At 36.9% G+C, this 19659-nt stretch carries 11 protein-coding genes; 5 read left to right on the plus strand and 6 right to left on the minus strand.

Going from position 1 to position 19659, the window contains the following annotated elements; all coding sequences use genetic code 11:
* Positions 1–6 precede the first annotated feature (6 nt).
* The 3 genes from A3Q33_RS04035 to A3Q33_RS04045 form a co-directional block, all read right to left on the minus strand.
* Positions 7–1701 (minus strand): electron transfer flavoprotein-ubiquinone oxidoreductase, encoded by a 1695-nt coding sequence (locus tag A3Q33_RS04035; RefSeq protein ID WP_081178826.1) that lies wholly within the window; start codon positions 1699–1701, stop codon positions 7–9.
* A gap of 261 nt (positions 1702–1962) precedes the next feature.
* Positions 1963–2895 (minus strand): electron transfer flavoprotein subunit alpha/FixB family protein, encoded by a 933-nt coding sequence (locus tag A3Q33_RS04040; RefSeq protein ID WP_081178827.1) that lies wholly within the window; start codon positions 2893–2895, stop codon positions 1963–1965.
* Positions 2892–3644 (minus strand): electron transfer flavoprotein subunit beta/FixA family protein, encoded by a 753-nt coding sequence (locus A3Q33_RS04045; protein WP_081178828.1) that lies wholly within the window; start codon positions 3642–3644, stop codon positions 2892–2894. Before A3Q33_RS04045 ends, A3Q33_RS04040 begins: the two co-directional genes overlap by 4 nt.
* Before the next feature lie 454 nt (positions 3645–4098).
* Between A3Q33_RS04045 and A3Q33_RS04050 the strand changes: the two genes are divergently transcribed.
* Positions 4099–6669, plus strand: coding sequence for a TonB-dependent receptor plug domain-containing protein (locus A3Q33_RS04050; RefSeq protein ID WP_196798095.1), 2571 nt, complete (start codon positions 4099–4101; stop codon positions 6667–6669).
* Positions 6670–6758: 89 nt separating this feature from the next.
* Positions 6759–7148, plus strand: coding sequence for an acyl-CoA thioesterase (locus A3Q33_RS04055; RefSeq protein WP_081178830.1), 390 nt, complete (start codon positions 6759–6761; stop codon positions 7146–7148).
* 1220 nt (positions 7149–8368) lie between these two features.
* Here the strand turns inward: A3Q33_RS04055 and aroC are convergent.
* Both aroC and prmB read right to left on the minus strand, forming a co-directional pair.
* Positions 8369–9460 (minus strand): chorismate synthase, encoded by a 1092-nt coding sequence (aroC, locus tag A3Q33_RS04060; RefSeq protein WP_081178831.1) that lies wholly within the window; start codon positions 9458–9460, stop codon positions 8369–8371.
* 102 nt (positions 9461–9562) lie between these two features.
* Positions 9563–10486, minus strand: coding sequence for a 50S ribosomal protein L3 N(5)-glutamine methyltransferase (prmB, locus tag A3Q33_RS04065; RefSeq protein ID WP_502687216.1), 924 nt, complete (start codon positions 10484–10486; stop codon positions 9563–9565).
* An 86-nt stretch (positions 10487–10572) separates the two neighbouring features.
* On the opposite strand from prmB, the gene smrB reads away from it, so the two are divergent.
* Entirely contained in the window at positions 10573–11115 is a 543-nt protein-coding gene (gene smrB, locus A3Q33_RS04070) for an endonuclease SmrB (protein WP_081178833.1), read from the plus strand.
* 67 nt (positions 11116–11182) lie between these two features.
* Here smrB and sixA read toward each other — a convergent pair whose 3' ends face one another.
* Positions 11183–11662, minus strand: a complete 480-nt coding sequence (gene sixA, locus A3Q33_RS04075; protein WP_081178834.1) for a phosphohistidine phosphatase SixA — start codon at positions 11660–11662, stop codon at positions 11183–11185.
* 292 nt (positions 11663–11954) lie between these two features.
* Here sixA and A3Q33_RS04080 point away from each other — a divergent pair, with 292 nt between their 5' ends.
* The gene (locus A3Q33_RS04080; RefSeq protein WP_081178835.1) at positions 11955–14750 is read left to right on the plus strand and encodes an insulinase family protein; all 2796 of its coding nucleotides are present in this window, start codon (positions 11955–11957) and stop codon (positions 14748–14750) included.
* A gap of 195 nt (positions 14751–14945) precedes the next feature.
* Positions 14946–19535 (plus strand): EAL domain-containing protein, encoded by a 4590-nt coding sequence (locus tag A3Q33_RS04085; RefSeq protein WP_081178836.1) that lies wholly within the window; start codon positions 14946–14948, stop codon positions 19533–19535.
* Positions 19536–19659 lie beyond the last annotated feature (124 nt).

Raw genomic sequence — 19659 nt, forward strand, 5'->3', positions numbered from 1 at the left:
TTCTTCTTACATATTTGGGTAGTTAGGACCACCCGTTCCTTCTGGCGTTACCCACGTAATATTTTGTGCGGGGTCTTTGATATCACAGGCTTTACAATGTAGACAGTTCTGGCCGTTGATTTGAAAACGAGCCGAATCATTGTCAACAACGACTTCGTATACTCCCGCAGGACAATAGCGCAGAGCAGGCTCTCCATATTTTGGTAGATTACTATTTATTGGTATTTCGGTATCTTTTAACTGGAGATGGCAAGGCTGATCCTCACCATGATTGGTATTTGATAAAAATACAGATGAGAGCTTATCAAAGCTCAATTTTCCATCAGGTTTGGAGTAATGAATAGGATGAAATTTACTAGCCAGTTTTAGTTGGGCATGATCGGGGGTATTATCACGTAAAGTGAAAGGCAATTTACCCTGAAAAATATTTTGATCAATAAAATTAAAACTACCACCTAAAATAGCGCCAAACTTGTGCATCGAGGGGCCAAAATTACGACTGCGATATAGTTCATCATAAAGCCAAGATGCTTTAAAAGTTTTTTTAAAATTGAATAATTCCTTTTCCGGCTTAATTCCACTTGCACGAGCAAACTCAAGTGCAGAAAAAACCTCTTCAGCAGCCAACATACCTGACTTCATTGCTGTGTGGCTGCCTTTTATTTTTGCAAAGTTTAAAGTCCCAGCCTCGCATCCTATTATTATTCCACCTGGGAATGTCATCTTAGGTAAGGCATTAAAGCCACCTTTAGCAATAGTTCTTGCACCATAGGAGACTCGCTTACCTCCTTCCAAGTATTCTTTTAATACAGGATGATGCTTCAACCGTTGAAATTCATCATATGGACTCAAATACGGGTTTTCATAATTAAGATCGACAATCAGGCCTACAGCTACTTGATAGTTTTCAGTGTGATATAGAAAAAACCCACCACCAGTATTATCACTTTTAGGTAATCCGAAGCCATGCAACGGCCAACCAGAGCCATGAATTACTAGCCCTTCTTGATGCTTCTCTGCTGGAATGTCCCAAAGCTCTTTTAAACCGAGTGCGTAATGTTGCTCATTAGTATTTTCATCTAAATTAAATTTAGCATAAAGCTCTTTGCCTAAATGCCCACGACAACCTTCGCTGAATAATGTGTATTGAGCATGAAGTTCAATACCTGCCATATAGCTACTTTTTCGCTCACCATTTTCACTGACCCCCATTTCACCTGTAGCAATACCTTTTACACTGCCATCATTGTGAAATAGAATTTCTGAGGCAGCAAAGCCTGGAAAAATTTCTACACCTAACCCTTCAGCTTGTTCTGCCAACCATCGACAAACATTACCTAAGCTCACAATGTAGTTGCTATCCTCACTATTAAAGGTGTTATGCATGGTTTTTGGTATAAAATGGTTAGAAAGCTTGATTGATTTACTTTCATTAGTTAAAAGATATAGTTGATCTTCCTTTACTGGAATATGTAAAGGCGCCCCTCTTTCTTTCCAATCTGGGAATAGCTCGTTCAATGCTCTAGGTTCCAGTATTGCACCAGAAAGGATATGTGCACCTACTTCTGAGCCTTTCTCAACCACACAAACAGTTAACTCTTGCTTAGCAGCTTGAGCCTGTTGCATCAAACGACAAGCAGCAGACAACCCTGCGGGGCCTGCTCCAACAATAACAACGTCAAATTTCATTGACTCACGCATTGTTCTACCTCTTATAAAAAATCCCAATCGTAAGTTGTCTACTAAATTAGAACGAAAGGGACAAAGGGTTAGGTTTTGCTGCTAAGACAAGCAAAACGTTAAATAAATTAGTAACTAAGCTATGGTCTGCTACTTTGAACATCAATGCATCTTTATCTTTGTCCTTGGCAACGGTAAATGAACAACGCCTTGGATTGACACATTGGTATATTTTAAATAAAAAACCATTTATGCTTTTTTAAACTACTAAAAAATAAGAGATTAAAGCTTCGCTGCTAACTCAGGTAATATCTCAAATAAATCGGCAACCAAGCCATAGTCTGCTACTTGAAAAATAGGTGCTTCTTCGTCTTTATTAATAGCAACAATTATTTTTGAATCTTTCATGCCTGCAAGATGTTGAATAGCACCAGATATACCTACAGCAATATAGAGGTCTGGCGCGACTATTTTTCCGGTTTGACCAACTTGCATGTCATTTGCAACATAGCCTGCATCCACTGCAGCACGAGATGCTCCAACAGCACCATTTAGCTTATCAGCTACAGCTTCAAGTAAAGAGAAGTTATCTCCATTAGCCATACCTCGACCACCTGAGACAATAACTTTGGCATCTGTTAACTCTGGTCGATCACTTTCGCATAATTGTTCGGAAACAAAAGTTGAGTATTCATTAGATATAATCACGTCAATGGCTTCAATATCTGCAACACCGTCATCAACCTCCTTTGCGGCATCAAAAGCAGTAGTTCGAACGGTGATGACTTTTATGGGATCCAAAGATTTTACTTTTGCAATGGCATTACCAGCATAAACAGGACGAGAAAATATATCAGCACTGTCTATATGTGTAATATCAGAAATTTGAGCGACATCGAGCAAAGCTGCGATTCTCGGCATGAAGTTTTTACCTGACGAAGTTGCACACGTCATAATATGGCTATAACCATGTGCTATATTCACGACTAATTGACTCAAATTTTCTGCCAATTGATGTCCATAGCTAGAATGGTCCGCCAATAACACTTTACTAACATTTGTTACAGCTGCAACTTTATTGGCGACTGCTTCACAATTCAAACCTGCAACAAGTACATGGATGTCGTTACTAATTTCTGATGCTGCAGTAATGGTATTTAACGTAGCACTCTTTAATGTTTTGTTATCGTGTTCTGCAATGACTAGGATTTTCATGAAATCACCTTAGCTTCAAACTTCAGCTTTTCTAATAAATCATCAACATTATTAACTTTAATACCTGCTTTTCGCTCTATTGGAGGCAGCATAGATAAAAGCTGAATATGCGATTTCATAACAACACCAAGCTCATCTGGAGTCGTTACTTCAAGAGGTTTACGCTTGGCTTTCATAATATTAGGAAGAGAAGCGTAGCGAGGCTCATTTAAACGTAAGTCAGTGGTAATAACAGCAGGAAGACTTAATCGTAATGTTTGCAAACCACCATCTACTTCTCGGGTAACTTCTATACCGTCTTCTTTTACGTTAACTTCTGAAGCAAATGTAGCTTGTGGCATGTTGTTTAAAGCCGCTAACATTTGCCCTGTTTGATTATTGTCAGCATCAATTGATTGCTTACCTAAAATAGTTAGGCTAATTTGCTCTCTAATGATTATTTTACTCAGCAGCTTTGCAACATTTAATGGCTCCGTAGAATCTGCAGTCTCAATTAGTATACCGTTATCTGCACCTAGGGCTAAGGCTGTTCTTATTTGCTCCTGACAAGCTTTACTTCCAATACTGACTACAGTAATTTTTGTGGCTATACCACGCTCTTTTAATCTAATTGCTTCTTCAACTGCAATTTCACAAAAGGGATTAATTGCCATTTTAATGTTATTTAAGTCGATGTCGGATCTATCAGGTTTTACTTTTGCTTTGATATTTGCATCGATAGTTCGCTTTACTGCGACTAATATATTCATAAAAAAATCTACCGTTTATTTTTTGTTAGTGCTTATTTGTTAATTCATGCTGAGGTATATATTAAAAAGCAGCAAACGAAACGATTTCAACATCGCGTGAATTATTTTAAATAAAATTATAAGTAAGAATAACAATGGTATTCGTGCAGTTTTATGGGAACTTTTTGCAGAAGGAAATTAATTCACTCAAAGGTAAAATTTTTTCGTTTGTGGTGCTATTTTGTTCTGTTCTAGAGTGCATGTGTCATTTACATAATAGTTTTGTAAATGTGTAAGCATTTTTCTTTAAATGTGAAGACATCTTTAAAAGTATAAAAATAGACTTATTCCATTTTTTGCATAATCGACTAATCAAAAATATAAATGTAAGTAAATAGAACAAATATATATTTTTAATTGAGTAGTTTTGACAAAAAATCAGCATGAAATTAGCATGGGAAGACACAATATGTATATCAAATTACGAGTTAGCACGCTGGCATTTTCAATAGCTGCCGCGTTAGGTTCAACAAGTACAAGCGCAGAAGAAACTGGCACGCCGGCTGAACAAAAGACAGAAAAAATAGAGCAAATAGTAGTTGTTGGATCTAGAGCTGCCCCTCGTTCAGTTGCAGACTCTCCGGTTCCTGTAGATTTGATCGGCGGAGATGAACTTAGCAAATCAGGATCAAGCGATATGCTTGATCAGTTAGTAAGTGTTGTTCCTTCATTTAATGTTCGTAGCCAACCTATTAGCGATGCAGCAACCTTTATTCGGCCAGTTAACTTAAGAGGGTTACCATCAGATAGCACATTGATTTTAGTGAATGGTAAGCGTCGCCATCGAGCTGCTGTTATTTCTTTCACAGGTGGTGGTATTAATGATGGCTCTCAAGGACCTGATATTTCAGTTATACCTAGCATTGCATTAAAACAGGTAGAAGTTTTACGTGATGGAGCAGCGGCACAATATGGTTCAGATGCGATTGCTGGCGTTATGAATTTCGTTCTTAAAGATGACTCATCAGGTGGCTCGATTGAAGCTAAATATGGAGAATATTATGAGGGTGATGGTGGAGCAACAACAGTTGCTGGTAATGTTGGTATGCCATTAACTAATGACGGTTTTGTTAATCTAAGTTTTCAAATCAAAAACGTTGATGATACTAGCCGAAGTGTACAATCTCAGGATGGTTTAGATGCTATTGCGACTGGTAATACTCATGTTCAACAACCAGCAACTATTATTTGGGGTAACCCTGAGATTAAAGATGACATTACTCTTTTCGGAAACGTGGGTTTAGACTTAGGTAATGGTAAAGAATTTTATATGTTTGGTAACTATTCTGATCGTGCAGTTAATGGTGGCTATTATTATCGTAGTCCGATCAATAAGGATGGCGTATTTACGAATGGTAATGATGAACTACTTATTGCTGATTTAACTTCTGATATGAGTGGTAATTGCCCTGTAGTACCTCTCCCTAGTAGCGGGAATGTATTAGAAACACCTGCTTATTTGCAAGTAGCATCGAATCCTAACTGTTTCTCTTTTCATGAAATTTATCCGGGGGGGTATACGCCAACATTAGGTGGTGATATTAATGATACGTCTTTAGTTATTGGAACTAAAGGGGAAATCAAAGGTGGTTTTTTTGATGAAGCTTTCTATGATATCAGTGGTTCTTATGGCCGCAGTAAAGCAAACTTTATGTTGTCAAATGCTATTAATCCATCACTTGGGCCAGATACTCCGACATCATTTAATGTCGGTTCATACACACAATTAGAAAAAGCTTTTAATGCCGATTTAGTTCAATTGGTTGACATTGGTTTAGAAGAGGAAATGAATCTCGCTTTCGGTGTTGAATGGCGGGAAGATAGCTTCGAAATCACACCAGGCCAAAAGGAGTCATGGCAATCAGGTTCTTTGGCTAGTCAAGGCTTTGGGATCACTACAGCTCCAAGTGGATTTGCTGGATTCTCTCCAGAAAGCCAAGGTATATTTTCTCGTCGTAGCATTGCCCTTTTTGTTGATACAGAAGTGTATTTAACTGATGATTTTATGCTTGGCGCAGCAGTGCGTTATGAAGATTATTCCACTTTTGGAAGTACAACTAATTTTAAGCTATCAGGACTATATTCACTTTCTGACGAACTATCATTACGCGGATCGATGAGCACAGGTTTTAGAGCGCCAACGGTAGGGCAAGCTAATGTTATTAATACGACCACAACTACAGATTCTAGTGGTAATTTGACTTCAGCAGGTTTATTCCCAGCATCAAATCCATTATCTAAATACTTTGGCGCTAAAGAATTAGTACCAGAAGATTCACAAAGTTATGCCTTCGGTCTTGTGTATGTAAGTGGTGATTTTTTCTTAACAGCTGATTATTACAACATTGAAGTAACTGATAGAGTAACTCAATCAAGCTCATTTACAGTTGACACTGATGATTACGACGCACTAAGAGATTTAGGTGTAAATAATCCAGAGCAGTATTCACAGGTAAGATATTTTAGTAATGATTTTGATACTACCACTCAAGGTATCGATTTAGTCGCAAACTATAGCTTAGAATTTTTAGAAGGTGATACTAAGTTTAGTCTCGCTTATAATTGGAATGACACTAAAGTAGATAAATTCAACTCTGACACAACAAATGAGTTGAAAATTAGACGACTTGAAGACGAGATGCCACACCATAAAGGTACATTTACTGTAGCCCAAACCTGGGATAAAGTTAGCATGTTTGTTCGAGCAAACGTGTACGGTTCTTTCTATGCGGTTCATGCAGATGGCTGGGGTGGTAGACGAGAAGCTGATGCTTCGGTAACTCTTGATGCAGAATTAAGCTACTTTGTTACTGATGCGTTATCACTTAGTATTGGCGCAAGTAATCTATTTGATAATGAGCCTGAAAAAGTTGATGGTAATTTTGAAGATTACTGGTGGAAAAACTACGGTGGTAAGTACTTTGAAAATAGCCCGTTCGATTTTAATGGCGGTTATTACTATGTAAAAGCAAGTTATAACTTTTAACCATTTAGTAATGAAAATAAGCACTTTGGGGTTGTCTCATCGTGCTTTTTTAATAATTAAAATTTACCCCAAGTTAAAAGGACGGTGCTTTGAAGTTGCCTTCAGTGAAAACTCATATTCAAATCAGATATGCTGATTTAGATCCTCTAGAGCATGTATCAAATAATGTATATGGGCAATATTTTGAATTGGGACGCATTGCTTGGTATGAAGCGATACTAAATAAATGTCCAGATACAAAAATACCAACTACAGTAGTCGTTAATGTCAATATTGATTTTATTTTAGAGGTAAGACTTGATGATGTGGTGTATGTTACAACTACATGCACTAAGAAAGGTAATAAGAGCTTTCAATTAACCCAGGACTTATTCGCCAATGGAAGACTTGCCACTCATTCTACTATTGTAATGGTTGGTTTTAATAAAGTAACGCGTGAAACTTGCATCCCTCTGAGTAATTGGCAGCCATCTAAGTGAGAAAAATCTGTAGATGTAAAAATATAACCTTTACCCATGTAAGTTTATTTATTGAAATCACAACATTAAATATATTGAGCTAAATTCGATGAGTTTAATTTATTGTAACACCAGAAGTAACACTAAGGGTTCGATATTGAAAATAAAGACAATAAAAACATACAGGTAAGATGCAAAGCTGAGTCAGGGAGGGGCCACCATTTCAACGATTAAAGACGTCCTATGACGTCTTTTTTTATGCCTAAAATCCTATAATTCTGCATATTTACAAAAACTCTATTTTAGATCTTAATAAAAATAAAGACGATGCATAAAGGTCAGCTCACATATCAAAGCGTCCCTTCACAGTTTCAATAACCTAACTAGATTAATACTGATTAATAATCGCAACAAAAGATGAGGTACAAGTTTATGCGTGTCTGTCACATTACTTCGGGCAGCCTGTTAAGCTGATGTTATTATTAAAGAGATACATTAACTTATTATTAACTTTCTAAACGGCATGCTTTTAAAGAAATGAAAAAAAACTAAAAATAATTGTTAATTTATTTCTATTATTTACAAAAATAATAAAGGCAAAGATAAAATAAATTATTTAACTTAAAATACAGAAACATACAGTTACAAAAAAGTTAGCTACAGCACAGATTTAGATATTTAAGGTGCATAATCACGTCTTTATTTTGTCTAAAAAACGGTCAAATATGCAAGCTAAATAAATTAAATGACTTTGTCGTTTGCATTATAAATATTATCTTCTAGTATTGTTGATGTTGGCAACAACACGAAGCAGGATGCTTGGTTATGGACGCTTCAGGATGAAGTAAGGTGGCTCGGAGCTACCACAAGGACGAATATAAAACAGGGAGTGTTGATCATGGATGATTTCCTCTGTTTTTCCCTCTTGCTTTACGCTAATTTTAGCTGGAAAAGTTATCGAGTCCATAGTGGCTTATATAAACTTTTTAAACTTCTATTAGGGTAATATAATTACTATAAAAATATTATCTGAGGCATATTTAAGATTTTGCCTCGGTGATAACCGCTAATACTTCACCAATTTAAAGCTAAATAACAGCTCTGGCATCAAGAAATACAGATAAAAAGGTACTATTAATCCCAAAGTAACAAATCAACAAAGTACTAGAACTCGTTTGTCGACAGACCAACGAATTGCTTTGAAGCTAGTGTTTATTACTCCAAAGCAATGAAAAGCTAAGTTAGCCTTCGATATCTGGCGTTTGACAAACTACATCCATATTCTGCGCACGATGTCTTAAGTAATGATCCATTAAGGTTAAGGCTAACATGGCTTCGGCAATAGGCACGGCACGAATACCAACACAAGGGTCATGGCGACCTTTGGTCACTATATCGGCAGACTTACCCGCAAGATCAACGGTTTTGCCACTCACACCAATACTAGAAGTCGGCTTTAATGCAATTGACGCAACAATGGGTTGTCCTGAAGATATCCCCCCTAAAACACCACCAGCATGATTAGACGCAAAACCTTCTGGTGTTAACTCGTCTCTGTGCTGTGAGCCTTTTTGATTAACCACGCCAAAGCCATCTCCAACTTCTACCGCTTTTACCGCATTAATTCCCATTAACGCATGTGCAATATCAGCATCTAGGCGATCAAAAATAGGCTCACCTAAACCAACCGGCACATTATTCGCTACTACCATCAATTTAGCGCCGATGGAGTCTTTTTGGCGCATAATTCCACGTAATAACTCGTCTAACTGTTCAAGCTTATTAGCATCAGGAAAGAAAAATGGGTTCTCTTCAACAATGTTCCAATCTATATTTTCAGCACACACTTCACCAATTTGTGTCACGCAGGCTTGAATAGTGATACCAAATTTTTGTTTTAAATATTTTTTTGCTACCGCGCCTGCAGCAACGCGCATCGCGGTTTCACGAGCCGAAGAACGACCGCCACCACGATAATCGCGAATGCCATACTTTTGCCAATATGTATAATCGGCATGACCTGGGCGAAATGTTTTCGCGATATCACCATAGTCTTGTGAACGTTGGTCCGTATTTTCAATTAATAAACCAATCGGTGTACCCGTAGTTTTACCTTCAAAAACACCTGACATTATTTTGACTTCGTCGGCTTCACGGCGCGCAGTAGTAAAACGAGAAGTGCCAGGTCGACGGCGATCAAGGTCATGCTGCAAGTCAGCCTCACAAAGTTCAAGGCCCGGAGGGCAACCATCAATTATGGCGCCTAAGCCTAAACCGTGGCTTTCGCCGAATGAAGTAACTGTAAATAACTTACCGAAAGTATTACCTGACATAATGAATATTACCCGTTAAAAATGATGCTATATCAATTATATAATTAATATTGATACCAGAGTACCCAACAGAAAACTTATCAGTCTGAAGGGTATTAATTATTATTGCTCGAAATCTTGCTGATGATTTTCTAATTGTGCTTTCGTTAAACGAAACACACCATGGCCGCCTCGTTCAAACTCCAACCACTGAAATGGTACATTTGGAAAAGCAGCCGTTAAATGGATTTGTGAATTACCTACTTCGCAAATCAATACCCCATTATCGCTAAGATGCTTCGCCGCTTGTGCCAAAATTTGTCGTACTATATCTAGGCCATCAAAACCGCTACCTAAGCCCATTACTGGCTCATGTAAATATTCTTGCGGCAATGAATCAACATCTTCTTGATCGACATAAGGTGGATTTGTCACTATTAAATCATAGCATTGCCCTGCTACCCCAGAGAAAACGTCAGATTGAATTGGAATAACTTGTGCTGATAAACCATGGCCATCGATATTGATTTGCGCCACATTAAGTGCATCAATTGAAAGATCAACAGCATCAACGTCTGCTTCAGGAAAAGCTACAGCGCAGGCTATGGCAATACAGCCACTACCTGTACATAAATCTAAAATCCGATTTGGCGCATTATCGATTAAACCAGCAAAGCTTTGCTCGATTAATTCCCCTATTGGCGATCGAGGCACTAATACGCGTTCATCAACATAAAAAGGTAAACCACAAAACATGGCTTGATTGGTTAAATATGACGCAGGCAGCCCTTCAACAATTCGGCGCTCAAATAACTGTAAAATTGCCACTCGCTCTTCTGCCAGCAACCGACATTGCATTAAGTCATTGGCTATTTCTTGAGGTAGAGCAAGTTGATGCATAACTAAAGTAAGTGCTTCATGCCAAGCGTTATTTGTACCGTGGCCAAAATACAACTCGGCCTGATTAAATTGACTAGCACCAAAACGCACGTAATCATTAACGGTATGCAATTGTTCGCTTACTTCTACAATATTTATTATTTCCACGCTTTCCTCAGGTTTTTTTATCATAACTCTTGTTTTTTATTATACTTTCACTTGTTATTGTTCGTCGATGTTTTTAGACTTCGCAAATGAAATTTAAAGACGCACTAAATGCGGAAGAAAAAAAGTTATTTAAAGATGCCATAGGTAAGGTAAAACCTATGGTGCAGGACAGAGTACACCCGGAAAAAAGAACCATCAAGCAGAAAACGACATTAGCAAAGCAAAAAGATAAAAAAGCCCTAGCCGAGTTTCACTTCTCTGATGAATTTGAACCTGACTTAAATAGTCATGGACCGGTTAAGTATGTTCGTGAAGGTGTTGATAGTTTTGAAGCCAAAAATTTACGACGAGGCCAATATACCCCTGATTTAATATTAGATTTACATGGCCTTGATCAACAGCAGTCGAAACGTGAAATTGCCGCCTTATTGGCCGCTTGCGACAAAGAACATGCCCAATGTGTTTGTATCGTTCATGGTTTAGGTGGCCGTGTATTGAAAAATAAAGTGCCACATTGGTTAGTGCAACACCCCGATGTAATGGCCTTTCATCAAGCGCCATTAGAATGGGGTGGCAATGGTGCGATATTGGTTTTAGTTGAATTGAAAGACAAATTTATTCGTGATTAAGCTTTAATTAAAATAGTTAAAACCATTAAAATATTCAAAATCTTCAAAAATAACAATAATGTTGAAGTTACAGCGCGATATCATTTGGTGAAACTAAAGTAATAAGCTCACCCTGCATCTTGTCAATATCATATTCAATTTGCGCTACTGAGGCAGTTTGAAATATTGGCATTGCGTGATCACTTGTCAGCTCAGCAACTAAATAACTCACTAAAGGCATGTGTGACACCAGTAAAATATTTTGATATTGCTCAGCGCCGCAAATTGCATCTAAATAATCATGCACATCCTTAGCACTATCTTCTGGCGTGATAATTTTTAAGGTTTGTCTATTAGCTACATCACTTAATTGGCTTATTAGGGCATCTGCCGTTTGTTGGGCTCGTGTGTATGGGCTAACAAAAATACAATCAAACGCCTGACTGTTTTTTTGTAACCATTGCCCCATAAGCTTTGCTTCTTCAACGCCATTTTCAGTCAACGGCCTGAGCGCATCGGCAGGAGCAACCATTTCAGCTTGTCCGTGACGCATAACAAAAATTTGCATAAATACCTTAATTCAACACCATATAATAGCTCACTCAAGTGAAGTGAACATGCTTTTTCAATCAATTAGACTAAAACACCCATCATATTAAAGCACTAACCACTTAGTGTTAATAACTCATTAGGTATATATCTTAGGAAATGCCGCTATAGTAAAGTAATTGTTTACCTTTTTATAACTTCGGTTAAGAATAAAATGGACTCACCTTATTCCTTAAGGTAATTTAGAACGATAAAAAATATCAATAAACTATAGCAATGCCCTGCTTTGGGTAAATTGTGCGGGAGCGACAGTGAAAAAAAGCCCGAATGACGCTAAAAAATATAAAACCATTACGCTAGACAACGGCTTAAGAGCTTTATTGGTTCATAATCCTGAATCAATTAAATCTGCCGCCGCATTAGCAGTCAACGTAGGTCACTTCGATGACCCTACTCATCGGCAAGGGCTTGCCCATTTTCTCGAACATATGTTATTTCTCGGCACAAAAAACTTCCCTGACGGCAGCGAATATCAACAATTTATTAATCAGCATGGCGGCAGTAATAACGCATGGACAGCAACTGAACATACCTGTTTTTTCTTTGATATTGCACACCAATACTTTAGCTCTGCCATTGAACGTTTTGGCGAGTTTTTCACCGCGCCGCTGTTGTCTGAAGAATTTGTAAATAAAGAGCGTAAGAATATTGACGCCGAATTTAAACTCAAACTTAAAGATGATATTCGACGGTTATACGATGTTCATAAAGAAACGATAAACCAAGCTCACCCTTTCGCTAAATTTTCTGTTGGTAGCAGTGAAACCTTAGCAGACAAAGATGGTTACAATTTACGCGAAGAATTGTGTGATTTTTTTCAAAAAAACTATCAAGCAAATTTTATGACCCTGGTGTTAGAAGGGCCGCAACCTCTCACTGAACTAGAAAACTTAGCCAAAAGCCATTTTTCCAATATTAAATCTAAGGGCGTTGCAAAAGCTAAAATTAGCCAACCACTTTACCTTCCAAAACATCAACAAAAATGGATATCTGTCCAACCAGTTAAAAACGATCAACAACTGATCATCAGTTTCGCTATGCCGAGTATTGACAAATATTATCGTCAAAAACCTGAGTCTATTCTCGCTTACTTAATTGGCCATGAAGGTCCTGGTAGTATTTTGTCATTGTTAAAGAGTAAACAATGGGCTTTAGCTTTAACCGCAGGTTCAGGTATCAATGGCTCTAACTTTAAAGATTTCAATATTAGCATTTCGCTTTCAGAACTAGGTGCTAAAAATATAACGGCCATTGTCAGCACAGTATTCTCTTATCTAAATCTGCTGAGAAAAGCCCCACTCAATGAGCAATATTATCAAGAGAAAAAATCACTCGCTGAATTATCTTTTGCTTACCAAGAAAAATTATCACCACTCGACTCTGTCAGCCAACTCGTAATTAACATGCAGCATTACCCTGAGCAAGATTACATATTTGGCGATTACGTGATGGAAGGACAAAACACAGCAACACTAACTGCCTTACTTGAGTTTATGGTGGCTTCCAATATGCGTATCATTTCTATCGATAAAGATGGACCTGATCAGCCACATAGCAACACCAGTAAATGGTATCAAGTGCCCTACACGGTCAACGATATTGAGCAACAGCAAATTGAGCAATGGCAACAGGCGGCTTATTTACCTGAACTATCATTACCAAACAAAAATCCTTATATCGTAGCTAGGCCGGCGCTATTAAAAGATGATAATGAGAACAATAGCAACCTGACTCCGCCGGCAGTTATATATCAACAAAATGGTCTAAATGTTTGGTTTAAGCATGACACCAGTTTTAATACGCCAAAAGGCTATATCTATCTATCCATAGATTCTCCAGCAGTGATAGAAAGTGCAAGCACAATTGCAATGACCCGGTTATTTATAGATTTATATAGCGACGCTGTTATTGAAGAACATTACGATGCCGAGTTAGCGGGCATTCACTATCGTTTGTATTCTCATCAAAGTGGGCTAACTCTGCAGCTATCTGGTATAAGTACCAAGCAAGAACAACTATTACCCTTACTTCTAGACAGCTTGATGCAAGGAAAATTTTGCCAAAATAAATTCGAATTATTTAAACAACAGCTACTTAGTCATTGGCATAACGCAGAAAACAGCAAATCAATATCACAACTATTTGCCAACCTTAGCGCAACAATGCAACCGAAAAGTCCAAGTAGCCAAACGTTAATTAACGCTCTTGAAAAAATAGAATTCCACGAATTTAAAAGTTTTTTACCTCGAATATTTGAAAAAACCGCGGTAGATGTGCTAATTCATGGTAATTGGTTAAAGCAATCTGCTGACAAAATAATTACAGATATAAAGCAGGTGTTCGCTGGTAAGTTATCAGAAAACAATCAAGTACAAACTCCTTGTATCGATATTCAAGGTCTAGGTTCGTTGACATTCCCTATTGAGTTGCCAGAGCATGACCATGCCGCCGTACTCTATTACCCCATGCCGCAAAAAGATTTGCGTACCGTCGCATTAACCATGTTAACTAACCAATTATTGTCCCCCATATTCTTCCAAGAAATGCGCACAGAAAAACAATATGGTTATTTAGTTGGTGTCGGTTTTATCCCTATTAATCGTTACCCTGGTATCGCTTTTTATATTCAATCACCGCATACCGACTCTGTCACCTTAACGAAAGCAATGGACGAATTTATTGCTCGTTCAAATAATTACATTACAAATTTATCTGCTGAACACTGGCAACACTTACAATTTGGTCTTGCGAGTCAATTACAAGAAAAAGACTCAAATTTAAGAATTAAAAGTCAGCGTTATTGGGCTGCTATTTGTAATAAAGAAGCATCATTTAGTCAAAAGCAAAAACTAATTTCAATCATTGAGCGTTTATCAATAAACGATGTTGCTGAATTTCTCCAACAATATTTTCATGGCGATGAAAGTAAAGATCGATTGTCATTATTAAGCTATGAAAATAACGCAGAATTAGAAAAAATGGCGAAAAGCGTATCGATAAATGACAATATCGAAACTTTATTAAAAAAATGTCAAAGAAAATATTAATTTAGCCGATACATAGATAAATGTGATTATAACGGGAATAGAGCCTTATTACCCCAACACAAAATTGCCAATTATTGACTTAGTCACTCACATCATTTTTAATGGGCCGTGGCATCCAAAAATAATAATAATATATGGCATACCTAATAAGTTAAATTATTAAGGTATGGGTTTCACTACCAAAAGGTTGTATCTGTGTTTTTGCTTCTTTTCAAAAATAAATTAATTTCTCAATTTCATGCGATGCTTGCTGTCTTAGCTATGCTGGTTTTACTATTCCCTGTTAGTAAAGTTATAGCCTCAGAAAACAACATAAATCAAAACCCTCTGAAATTTGAACGCATCTCTATCGCCGAAGGCCTGTCCCAAAGCTATGTTTACGATATTATTCAAGACCATAATGGCTTTATATGGATAGCCACCCAAGATGGATTAAATCGTTATGATGGTAAAAACTTTGTTTATTATCGTCACGACAGCACCGATAAAAAATCAATTGCTGATAACTTTATCCGAAAAGTCTTTATAGATAACAATGACGTTCTTTGGGTTGGTACAAATGAAGGATTAAGTCGATATAACGAATCATTAGATAATTTTGATAATTTCCTCCATCAAGCTAACGATAGTAACTCACTAAAAGACAACGAAATTTGGGATATATATCAAGATCCAAAAAATAACATTTGGGTTTCCACCAAAGAAGGTCTACATAAATTTGATCCAGAGAATAAAAATTTTTCGCGAATAAGAATTCGTGGTTTTGATACCGCTTTAAAAGAAATTAAAACCATTTTTCAAGATAAAAAAGGTAATTATTGGCTTGGTACTTATGATAAAGGTATATATTTAGCCAATAGTACACTGACTTTTGCAATTTCTTTAAGTGATGAAAACAAATGGAATTTAAAAATTAATGCTAATGCTCTTTACGATATAAGGATCATCGACAATCAGTATTGGTTAGCAACAGATAATGGTTTATTTGTTATTTCACAAGAATATAAGATAAAAAAACATTACACAACTAACTCAGAAAATGTGAAGGATAGGCTACTATCTAACAACGTTAGAACCATCGAATTATTAAATGGCTCTATGGTTTGGCTTGGGACATTAAATGGCTTAAATATTATTAACCTGTTATCTGGTGACATAGATGAATATCAGTCTGTACAGCACAAAAATGCTATATCCAACAATTACATATTAAAGTTATTCAAAGATACAGCAGATAATATTTGGCTGGGAACTAACGGAAAGGGTATAAACACATTTAATAGCTTACAGTTAAATATCAGACATGGCTTGTTCAGTTATAACAATAGTCCAAGCGCTGTTTATACTTTAGCGGAATCTAGGGATGGTAGGGTTTGGTTTGCAACCAGTGATGGGAAATTAAGCTATTTGAATTCTGATGAGAAAATTGTGCAACTAGAAATTGGAAATAAATCTCCTATTTCACACCTGATGGTGGACAAGCTAGATAACTTTTGGCTGAGAACGGACGCAGAAAGCTCAAATAGACCAGGAAAACTGTATTATTTTGATACTAAAACATTAACACTCACTGAAAACAAATTTTGGAGAAACAATTCTTTTCACTCCAACTTAAGCCTAATGTTTTTAATAAACAATAAAATTTGGTTTATTGATAGCTCCTCTCAATTAGCTTCATTTGAGATTGAAACGAATCAATTTGAAACTTATGAACTAGAGAATGGGAGTACCTTTACTTCGTTAAAATATGATAATGATAATACTATATGGCTTTCCACAGATAAAGGTGAAGCTTTAAGCTTCAACGTTTCTAAATTGGAATTTTCAAAAAAAACCTATTTACTTTCAAATAGAATCAAATTTGGTGAAATTTCTACTATTTCGGTGTCAAATGAATGGATTTGGTTAGGCTCTCACCGAAACGGTTTAGCTTTAATAAATAAAAGCAATAGTAAGAATTTATTTTTTAACGAAAAAAATGGACTTAGCAATAATTTTATTGCTGATATTGTTATTGACTCTTCAGGCACTGGGTGGGTTTCGACTAATATTGGCATAAATTCAGTTCACCCCACAAACCAATTAGTCAGAACTTTTAATAAAGATATGCTATTGAATGACAATGAGTATATTAGCGATAGCTCTTTATTAACATCTAGTGATACCATATTTTTCGGAGGAATAAATGGTTTCCATACATTCATTCCTCAAGAAGTATCTAATATAAAACAGCTTACCATAACGCCTAGTATATCAAATATATTTATTGCAAATAAGCAAGTGGCTGTTAAAAATGACATACAACTAGGAGCATTAGATAAAGATTTTTATTTAGATCAAGCACCCAATTTTTTAAGTACCCTGACTTTACAGCATACTCAATCCCAATTTAGTATTGAATTCATCACACCAAACACAAAGCTACCTAATCAACTTAATTATCGTTATCGCTTAGTGGGGTTAGAGGATAAATGGATTGATTCTGGAAAAAATAACCAAAGAGCAACTTACACAAACTTAAGCTCAGGTGATTACACTTTTGAAGTGCAAGCATATGATATTCAAAACTCTCAAGTGAGCTCTATTAAATCATTAGATATTGCGGTTATGCCTCCTTGGTGGCTATCTCGCAGTGCACTACTAATCTATAGTCTTTTCGCACTACTAATTATCGCTTATATACTTCAACAAGTCCGTCATAAGCGACTATATCACTTACAAATAAAGTTAAGTGAAGAGCGCCTTAAATTATCGCTTTGGGGCAGCGGTGATGAAATGTGGGATTGGAACATTAAGAGTGGAAAGATATTCCGATCAAATATCTGGGGTATTTTAGAATTCCCGCAAGATGGCAAGCGCAATGTTGGCGCCGATCAAACTAACATTCACCAGCATGATATTCCACGTGTGCGTGAAGCATTAAACCAGCATTTTGAAGACAGTAGTCAACATTTTGAAGCGACGTACAGGGTTAAAGACAAAGACGACAAATGGATATGGGTGCTCGATCGCGGAAAGATTGTTGAACGTGATGAAAAAGATAAACCCAGCCGTATGACCGGTACTTTAAAAGATATAAGTCAAATTAAGCGAGCAGATGAACGATTAAAACTTTTTGCAAAATGTATTGAAAATATTTCAGACGCTATTGTTATTTACGACCGTCAATTTACCGTAGTTGATGTTAATAAAGCATTTCAAAGCATCACAGGGAGAAGTAAGTTACAAATGCGCGGGACTTTGCTCAAATTTGAACGGTACCCTGATAGCTTCAATCAAAACGTTAAAAAGCATTTAATTACCAAAGGGAGCTGGCACGGTGAAATTGAAAATACTCGCGACAATGGCGAGCTTTATTTAACTGATTTAAATATTGATATTATTCGCGATGAAAATGGCAATATATCTCACTTTGTTGGTGTTTTCTCTGATATCACTAAACGCAAACAAACAGAAGCCGAATTAAGAAAGCTTGCCAATACTGACACCCTGACAGGACTACCTAATCGTGCTTTTTTCCAGGCTAATCAACAAAAATTAGTCAACAATAAAATTCCGCATGCGTTGTTGGTTTTCGATTTAGATAACTTTAAAAAAGTTAATGACTCTTTAGGCCACGAAGTCGGCGATTTATTACTTTGTAAAGTTGCTGAGCGTATTAGAAGTTTAGGCAGAAACCTTGATACTGTCTATCGTCTAGGTGGCGACGAATTTAGTTTAATTATTAAAAATACTAATGATATACATACCATAACGACTATCGGCAAAGAAATTTTAAAGTCTATTGCGTTGCCTCTTAGGCTTAAAAGCCAAGAAATTGTGCTTTATAGCAGTATTGGTATCGTACTATACCCTGAAGATGGTAAAAGCCCCCAAGAGCTGCTTAAAAATGCCGATACGGCTATGTACCATGCTAAAAATACCGGTGGTAATAAATATCAATTTTTCAGTGACTCAATGAACAAAACAGCAGTTAAACGCTTGCAAATCGAGAGTTTAATTCGGCACGGTTTAAAAGAAGATTTATTTTCGGTTTTTTATCAGCCTAAAATTGAGATCACGACAGGAAAAATAGCTGGTATGGAAGCATTAGTGCGCTTTGAAACACCAAGAAAAGGCATCATTAGTCCCGTTGTATTTATTCCTGTCTCAGAAGAGACCGGGCAAATTATTGATATTGGTGAAGTGGTATTAAGAAAAGCATGTATTGCCACCAAAAAGTGGGTCGATACCGGTCTTTTTGAAGGCCGCGTTGCGGTAAATCTATCTGCAGTTCAGTTTACCCAACCTAACTTAGTGGCGATGATCGCCGATGCGTTAAGAGAAAGTGGCTTACCTGCAAAGTATTTAGAATTAGAGATCACCGAAGGGACCGTGATGGACTCGCCACAAAAAGCCATCGAGACTATGTTGCAAATTCGCGCGATGGGAATCCATTTATCGCTAGATGATTTTGGTACAGGCTACTCTTCACTGGCATACTTAAAAAAATTCCCATTAAATACGCTAAAAATAGACAAAGCCTTTGTTGATGATATAGAAACATCTGAACAAGGTCGAAACATGGTAGCAACCATAGTAACAATCGCGCATAACTTAGGGATGCAAGTGGTTGCAGAAGGCGTTGAAACCAATCAACAGCTGAGCTTTCTCTCAGGCTTACGCTGTGAGCAATTACAGGGTTACTTGTATAGTAAACCGCTCCCTGAAGGCGACTTTCAAAAGTATTTACTTTCTTTTCAAATCACGAATAAATCCACGTCATTTCGTTCAAATCCGCTTTAAGTCATTAGTGCCGATTTTCTGACACTCTATTTCAGCTTGTTCAACACTCAGTTAAAAGCCTTATAAACAAAGGCTTTTAACTTTTGGCACGATTATAGCTTATATACTATTGAATATAATAATA

Origin of the sequence: Colwellia sp. PAMC 21821, from assembly GCF_002077175.1 — a bacterium.
GTDB lineage: Bacteria > Pseudomonadota > Gammaproteobacteria > Enterobacterales > Alteromonadaceae > Cognaticolwellia.